6 protein-coding genes are annotated in these 7299 nt (G+C 38.2%); all 6 read right to left on the bottom strand.

Going from position 1 to position 7299, the window contains the following annotated elements; genetic code table 11:
* Positions 1–851 precede the first annotated feature (851 nt).
* A complete protein-coding gene (locus AC2JBO_RS41025) occupies positions 852–1742 on the bottom strand; it encodes a DNA cytosine methyltransferase (protein ID WP_496959376.1) in 891 nt (296 codons plus the stop codon).
* Between the two features lie 477 nt (positions 1743–2219).
* Positions 2220–3155: a hypothetical protein gene (locus AC2JBO_RS41020; RefSeq protein WP_496959375.1), complete on the bottom strand. Its 936-nt coding sequence runs from the start codon at positions 3153–3155 to the stop codon at positions 2220–2222.
* A 22-nt stretch (positions 3156–3177) separates the two neighbouring features.
* On the bottom strand, positions 3178–4425 hold the full coding sequence (locus tag AC2JBO_RS41015; RefSeq protein ID WP_496959374.1) for an HlyD family secretion protein: 1248 nt from the start codon (positions 4423–4425) through the stop codon (positions 3178–3180).
* Entirely contained in the window at positions 4422–5435 is a 1014-nt protein-coding gene (locus AC2JBO_RS41010; protein WP_496959373.1) for a metal-dependent hydrolase, read from the bottom strand. Before AC2JBO_RS41010 ends, AC2JBO_RS41015 begins: the two co-directional genes overlap by 4 nt.
* An 8-nt stretch (positions 5436–5443) precedes the next feature.
* Positions 5444–6361 carry an AAA family ATPase gene (locus AC2JBO_RS41005; RefSeq protein ID WP_496959372.1) on the bottom strand — a complete coding sequence of 306 codons (918 nt, stop codon included), beginning with the start codon at positions 6359–6361 and terminating at the stop codon, positions 5444–5446.
* Between the two features lie 8 nt (positions 6362–6369).
* Positions 6370–7017 (bottom strand): DNA-binding protein, encoded by a 648-nt coding sequence (locus AC2JBO_RS41000; RefSeq protein WP_496959371.1) that lies wholly within the window; start codon positions 7015–7017, stop codon positions 6370–6372.
* Positions 7018–7299 lie beyond the last annotated feature (282 nt).

Raw genomic sequence — 7299 nt, 5'->3', positions numbered from 1 at the left:
AAAAAAAATAAGTATTATTCGCAAAAGAAGCGCTTTTTCACAAGCTAATATGTAAAAAAGCGTACTTTTTATACATAGTTATACTTGATTTACGATATGGAAGCACTCGTGGCTTATCTGAAAACCCAATTAGTAAAAAGGAAGCTGTACAAGCAGTGCTTAATATCGCTGGACTTCATCCCAACGCGGATTGCAGGCGTAGCAGCAGTAGACAATTTGTTAGTGTAGGTTTTGGGCACCGTTGTATATTGAGCGGCGCCATACTAGCTGTAATTTGGGAACTACAGTGCAGGCGCCTTTGATAAATAAAAGAGTGTAAGTTTTAAGGTGCCTATGTTTCGTTTTGTGTCGATATCAAGGCGCCTGCTTGATAATATGGCGCCGATACAATAAATTTACGAGTGGTATTGTTTACCGACATTACCAACAAGAACCTTGAAAATTTAATAGTTTTAATATACTAAATAAGACCTTAGTATTGAATCTACACACCCCGCCAAAACCTTGAAACCCTTATTGTTTCGTTGGAGTGTGTCGATGGCTTATACAGTCAACGTTTCAGGCGCCGGAATTGAAGATTTTTTAGAAATTTTCTATCAAAATTTTGGAGTGTGTCGATTGAGGGGTTAAAAACTCTCTCTGTATAAGGCTTCCAGAAGTGACCTCTTTCCCTACTTCCCCGTTTAAAAGGGGATGGAAACAGAGTTGGGTCTAGCGGGGGATGATTGCTAGCGTTTGCCTTTCTTGAACTATCCATTTCACTGGAAGTAGGTTTCATGGAAAGAAATGTTACACCTTTAAATTCCCCTACAGGGGATGCAAAAAAATCGGCGCCCATTCAAAATTTGCACCTAACCCAGATACTTACCAATAGCAGTAGCTATGAACTCAGCTAACTTTACAGGGACAGCGTTCCCAATAACCTGCTCCAAGTTGGTTTTAGTTTGATTCTCAATATCAAAATTAAATTCATAAGGGAAAGTCTGTATATAACTTCTCTCCAAAGTAGAAAGCGCGCGCACTCTCTTTAAATCCCTACAAGCATCGTTCCTGTGAGGAATGTAATTCTTAGATATTGGTCTATTAGTTCCCCTTACCGTAGGACTAGGTTCATCGATAGAAAATATTGCCTTCCGTTGGTAACTGCGTGCGTGTCGATAATAAAATTCTGTTCCTAGGCTTGAACCAAAATAATCCCTTACGGTCATTGGTGTAGGCGCCAAACTTTCATGCAACAGGGAAAGTAAATCATTGTCGGCGCCACCTAACACCCCAATACAAATATATCTTTTCCTAGCTTGCGGAACACCACAGAGTGAAGCATTAAGAACCGTCTCAGTTAAACCATATCCACAAGCTAACAGTATTTTCTTTACCTGTAGATATTTATTACTTTTCCTGTATCTTTCGACATTCTCTAATACAAATATTTTGGGTTTAACGTGTTGAATAATGCGCGCGTAACTAATACTAAGTTTACCTCTACCATTATCCTCGTTACGCAGTCCAGCATTTGAGAAATCTTGACATGGACAACCCCCAATAATAGCATTACAATTTAACTTTTCAAATATAGGATAGCTATTCTCTGGAATACTCAAATCACAATTATAGATAGGGTGGTCAAAATTTTTACTGTATACATTAATTGCTGTCTGCCAGTTATCGATGGCGCCAACGATATTAAATCTTGCATTCTGGAAGCCAAGGGATAAGCCCCCACACCCTGCAAATATGTCTATTATTCTAAGTTCTTAAATTTTCACTAATCTAAATTTTTAAGTATCTAAGTATCTAAGTATCTAAGTATTTAATAGCCAGAATGCAGTATACAAGCGCATGACAGGAAGTTGTGGTGTATGGGCGCCTGTATAAAAAAGATTATTTAGTTACTTTCTTCTTCTTGATTTAACAATGTTTTTTGATATTCAGCAAATTCAGGTGAATTTAAGATAGGCATTAAAATGCTCATCTTGTACTCCAGACTTTGATACTTATAATCTTTATACCAATTAATGCTAACAAATAATAAGCAATTAAATGCAAAAAAACAAGTTACAAATAAAGGGTGAAATTTTATTTTTACAGCAATTATACAGATAATTGATGACAAAATAAAATAAATTTTCAATTGATTATAGGTAATACCAAGTATTTTATATATAAAAATCTTTTGTTGAAAGTTTTGAATTAATTTAATCATTGTTTTTTCCTATAAATTAAATTTCAGCTTCTTTAACAGACAATACAAGTAACTTTAATTCAAATAAAGAACGGCGCATTTTAGCCCAAGAGCTATATACAGAAGCTTTCTCCCTATCAAGCTTAGATTGCTGTGCTAAATATCCTTCAGTATCACTATTACCCCTGACATACCGTAACTCATAAACCTTGAATTGGTCGATAGCCCTGGCGCCAACCACTTGTGATGTCTGAAAATCTGTCCGTGCCTCATCAAACTTAACTAAGCTGATGGCCACTTTTTCCCGAATTTCGTCGGCAATTTTCGCGCGTCCGCGTTGTAACTCCGCGACCTTAATTTGTAAATCACCTATGGCGATTGCATTACGCTGCGCGTCAGCGTTCCCACCCTGTGTTCCCTCGAAAAGGGGGACACCTACGACGCGAAGCAACCCGTTGATCAAACCAATATCACCGCGCACTACTCCCAGAATATTATCTATCAGACCTGTCCCAGATTTTTGCGGCTGACCCGCTGTTACAGTCGGTCCAAGTAAGTACTGTAACGCAGGAGATAAAACAGCCATTCGGACAGACTTTTTATTTCGGGATTGCGCTTCAGCAATTTTGTTATTCGCTTCTTCGATCCGCGTGTCTAACTCTTTAAGTAAGGGAGAGGCGCCAACTGCTTTACCTTGTAATTGTTCCAAACAGTTCGCAGAAGTTTCAAGACACGGTAACTGACCCCTCATTATTCTCCACATATCATCGTTAAATTGTCTTTGTATAAGGTTGTCTATGTTGGGTCGCTCAAAAGGATTTTGAGGAGTTTTAGGTAATTTACTGTCCTCAAGAGCATTGGTTGCTTCTTGATCTGATGTGTCTGTTTCCTCTGTGTCAGAAGTTTCAGGCGCCTTTTCAGGTTGAGTACTTGAATTGTTAGGTACTTGAGTATTTGATTCATCCTCATTAATTACCTCTATACCTGAATTATCTTCATTGCTTGGCGCCTGATTTGGTTGAGTTGGTGGTGGAGGTGGAGGTGGGACAGGCTGATTTGTCTGTGATGATTTGGGCGCCTGCGGTACTGGTAGTACTTGCGCTTGTAGTTGTGGTTTTATTATTTTCCTTATTGTTGTTGCTTTTACCTCCTGAGTTATTGTTATTAGGGGAAGAAGCAATAGTAAGAGTCGTAGTATATTTCCCATTATTTCCAACCCAAGGTTTAATACGACGAATATAACCGGAACGTGGCGCCTTAATAATCGGTATTTGTGCTAATTTTTCATCAATAGCTGTTGACTGACTATGTAATTGTGTCAGTTGATAATCTTTATCTCGTAAAGCTTGTGCATATTGTCCTTGTTGCTGAGAATAAATTTGCTGACTACGATTTTCTTCTTCTACTCTTTGTGATGCTTCTATAGATGCTTTATACTCCGTAAGTTTACGATTATTGCGCGCGGTTTCTAATTTACCCATAGCAATTTGTAAATCGCTGCGAGCAATTTGTACAGCAATCTCTAAATTTTGTAAATCTTGCTGTTGACTTGTTCCTGCAGAAGCCATTAAAGCTTGTTCCCTCTGTAAAGAGGATTGTAACTGTTCAGTCTCTGACTGTAACTGTTTCAATTTAGCCTCTTCATGTCGCATAATAGGCGCCTCAAGTTGCATATCTTGCATGGATTTTAATAGCTCCTCCTGTGTACGTACTTTTTCTTGGGCACCTCTCAATGCAGCTTCAACTTTCTCCATAGACGCGCGCTTCTCTGGATTATCACTTTTTAATATAGGAGTTCGCGTTTCTAGTATTGCTTGAGCTTGTTGTAATTTTAATTGTGCTTGGGCAACAAGAGATTCTTCTTCAGTATAATTAGCACTTGGTAGTGGCGCCAGAGGTGGTGTTTCTTTGGGCTTTAATGGTTCTGGGACTTCCTTACAGAATAAATTATTTCTCTGTAGAATTAAACTATTTTTACTTTGCAACAAACGTTTACGTTCTTCGGGTTTATCTGCTATTGGTTGTCCCTCAAATATTAAATCTTCCTCTTTTACTAAAAGATGTTCCGGCGCCTCAACTGTTACAGAAAGCCTTAAACTTCTACTATCACCGCTTCCAGTTCCTTTATTATTGTTAGTAGAAGAACTAAATACTTCTACATTCTCTGGAACATTAGAATTTTGTGCCCAGAGCGGCGCCATTAATAACAGAGTAGTAAGTAATGCGGTGTACAGAGCTTTCATAGTTGCTTGATCAAAGTCTCCCCACTCAGAATATAGAAATCCTCAATTGGCTTTAAATCCTTACGGTCAGCGTGTTCTAAATAAATTCCACTTCCTGTTTTAGTAACAGTTGGCATTTCTCCTGGTGGTGTTATAGGTAATTGAAGTTCTGTAGAATCCTCAATTTCCAAAGTCCCTGTAATTAAGGCATTTTCTGGTAAAGAGTTAACCCACTCAGCCGCTGATGCTTCCTGTATACGTTGGCGCCTAACTTTAATATCTAACCTATCCGGTAGTAAATTAACCTTTTTGGGGATAACTTCTCCACCTTCCCCTACACGAAACACGTTACCAGCTTTATCGCGCGCTACCAAGTTAGACCCAGCCGCCGATATCGCCCAGTAAGTTTCATTAACCCTAGAGTTATCAACCTTCCTTATACCCTCAACCTTTATAGATATAGCTTTTTGGTTCTCTCTTCGTAACATCTCTATAGCTGTTTGGTTATTGGGGAAGAAGGTTTTTGTCATGTAGGCGCCTATTCCACCTGAACCAGCAATTAAATAATAAGTGATAGAGAAAACCAAGACGGTTGTAGCCAATATTGCGTAGTCAGAATTTTTACCTGTTTCTATACGGTTATTAGGGTTTAATCCGATTACCCAGTAATCTTTATTAACAGGGTAAAATAGCTGGCATCCAAGTTTAGTTCCGCAATCCGCAAAACAAGATATTAAATGACCTACTGGCGCTGCTAACCAAAGAGGTAAACCGTAATTAAACAATACAGGAAGTGTAAAGAGTGCTATTGCAAAGGTGATACATATAGAGTGTGTTATACTCCTATGTGCAAAATGTTTTTCAATACGTGACGATACAACAAAAATAGCTCTACCTATCCATGACTTACTAGTATCAAGGTCAGGAATTTGACTTGCAAGTGCAGCTATTCCCAAAACAACCGGGTCAACACTTCCCGTAACAATTGCAACTCCAGTTATAGATAAAGCAGTGTGAGTGAGTCCTAACATATATATAGTTACTTTCTACTACCTCTAGGAAATAAAGAACTTAAGTGTCGTAACGAGAATAAAAATGTAATAGCAACACCTCCAAGTATACGAAGTCGAATATCACCGGTAGCTAAACCTACAAAACGGACGGCGCCAATTAATCCAGCAATGAACATCAAAAAAGGTGTAATATCTCGATAGTTTCTACCGTCTTGAATATTCTTGCTTTCTACTCCTTGATGAAGTTCTTGTACCATACGCTGTGCAAGTAGCGGATTACCCCCCGCGCGTCCAGCCATTTCCACAACCTGATTAGTTGTAAGTGCATGACTTAATTGCTTCGCTTGATGTGAAATAATATCCCTAATCTCATCATCCTGAAGGGGGGATAGAACTAACCTAGGGATTTTGTAAGCAACACCCTCCAAGTCACGATGATTACCAAGAAGTAAAATAACGGCGCCACTCTCATGTAAATCTTCTACCCAACCTTTTAAAGAAGCAGGCCATTTGTGGAAATGATCACATATAAGGATAGTTTCACCTAAACTTTCAGCAATATCTTCTTTAAGTTGTTTTGCTGTAAGTGGTTTACCCTCGGCGCCTTCATTATCAATTTGATTCAAAGAAATATTCAAGCTGGACGCTATTTGCTGCAAGCACTTGGTGTTGTCACCACGGTAATACCCATAACAACATTTCTTTCCAAGAGCTTTTATTACTTGCCGCGCGAGATGAGTTTTTCCAATCCCAACTTCGCCAGTAATACAAATAGACTGTTTTTGAATCAACATCCCAATTACTTGGTTAGTTATATCTTGTCGGAAATCATTGATATTTTTGGACGGCGCCTGCCCCTCTTGTTGCTCAGAAGGCGTTTCTACTTCACTAGTAATATCAGTTTCATCCTCTGAATTTTCTTGTCTTGGAGAGTTAGGCGCCAAATAATTATCTATTCTTTTGTAAGACTCCTCGACAACACCGTCTTTGTAAAAAAAGCAACTTCATACCTTGCTGATATTTCGTCTAACTTATTGTTTGTGGCATTTCTAGCTTTTGCAATTTCTTTCTTGAATTCCTCGCGAAGCTTATCAGGATTATCTAGAAAGTTTTGGGTACAAACTTCTTGCCCAACAATGATATTCATCACGCGCTGTTCTGCGATGTTCTCTGCCGTATTCAAGTCTTCATTAAATACTGTATTAAAAAAGCTCGTTACAGTTTGTACTCTCTCTTCAGTATTTTGAATACTATTCTCATTTTGACTCTGTACTATCTCATTACTAACTTGTACTACTAATGCACTGGAAGCATTGGTAGTATTTGCAGTTTCATTGACATCAACGCCTTTTTTGCTGTCACGCCACTCGTTCATGTACTTTGATAAATCGCGGTCACTCCCTCCAGTCAATTGTCGTATCTTATCGCGCGTAGGTTTTACACCCTGACTTTCAAGCTGTTCAATAGCTGTAAAAACTCTCTCTTTTAGAGTCGGTTCCTTCATTGTCTCCTGAGTAATAAGTTCCTCGGTGCCAGCATTTTCTGTTAAATCTTCTGAGGTATTAAGTTCTTCAAGGTTGGTACGAATTGTGTCACTCATAATCTTTTTTCAAAAATATTACATATCAAAATGGTACAAATAATAAAGGTATTTAGGCAATCCGTATCTATACGGTTTTTTGCTCTATAAGTCTGATTAGATAAATCTTTCTATCCCTTCAAAATCGGCATTTTATATAAACTTTTCGGAAATATTAAAAAAATCTTAAAAACCAGTAAGTTAATTATTATTACTTTCTTAACTGTGGTTTGCCATCTCTCAATTTTTACTATGAGTGTCATAGATAGTTATTTATTGTGTTTAGTCATGCTTTTTTGAGCG

The organism is Calothrix sp. CBUCES-K 9914 (assembly GCF_059640475.1).
This window is presented reverse-complemented; position numbering and strand designations above follow the sequence as displayed.